This is a genomic window from Peribacillus sp. P4_B1 (genome assembly GCF_056402395.1).
Map to the genome: position 1 here is coordinate 1 of NZ_JBFUHM010000160.1, position 739 is coordinate 739.

Here is a 739-nt window from a genome sequence, read left to right on the forward strand (position 1 = left end):
CCACGGCACCATAGTTAATTTCCGCCGTCAGTGCGTTCTCGTGCAACGCCGAGAAGAGTTCATCCAGGAAGCCGGACAGTGGCCGGTCCACCGGTGTGGGCCAGAACCCGATGCAGCCGAGGGCTGCCAGGTAGAGGGTCAGCAGCACGAGGGTTCCGTGGCGCGCATTGGGGTTAAGGTTCTGCGATGAACTCTCCTGATCCGCGGCTGCGGTGCGCGTTCCCATGGGACTATGCCACCGTCCCGCTCGGAATTCCGGCCCGTAGAACCCGTGCCGGCACGCCCACCCAAGTCTGGTCGTCCGGCACGTCGGCCAGGACGGCCGCGCCCATGCCGATGGTGGCGGCCGCCCCTACCGAGGCGCCTTCCCGCACACTCGCGTTCATGCCGAGGTAGGCCCCGCGCCCGATCCTGACCCCGCCGCCCAGTGACACCCCGGCCGCGAACGTGGCGAAGTCCTCCACGACGTCGTCGTGAGTCAGCGTCACGCCGGGCATGACCACCACGTGCTCACCCAGGGTGACCCCGGCGGTCAGGGTGACATGGCCCAGTAAGACGCTCCCGCGGCCAATCGCGCATCCGTCCGGGATCCGGACCAACGAGTCGACGACGGTGGCGTACCTGCGGTCCGAGAGTCCTAGTGCGGCCAGCCGGTCCACGGTCCGGGCGCGCCCGGCACCGGAACCGACGCAGACCACCACGCCGGCTCCCGGATAGTTGAGGGCATCGCTCGCCGGGC

At 69.1% G+C, this 739-nt stretch carries 2 protein-coding genes; both read right to left on the reverse strand.

What is annotated here, in order from left to right:
* Positions 1-226: hypothetical protein (locus AC1DVK_RS27060; protein ID WP_477627839.1), on the reverse strand; the 226-nt coding region annotated here is incomplete at its 3' end.
* A 4-nt stretch (positions 227-230) separates the two neighbouring features.
* On the reverse strand, positions 231-739 hold a 509-nt coding region (locus AC1DVK_RS27065; protein WP_477627840.1), incomplete at its 5' end, for a DapH/DapD/GlmU-related protein.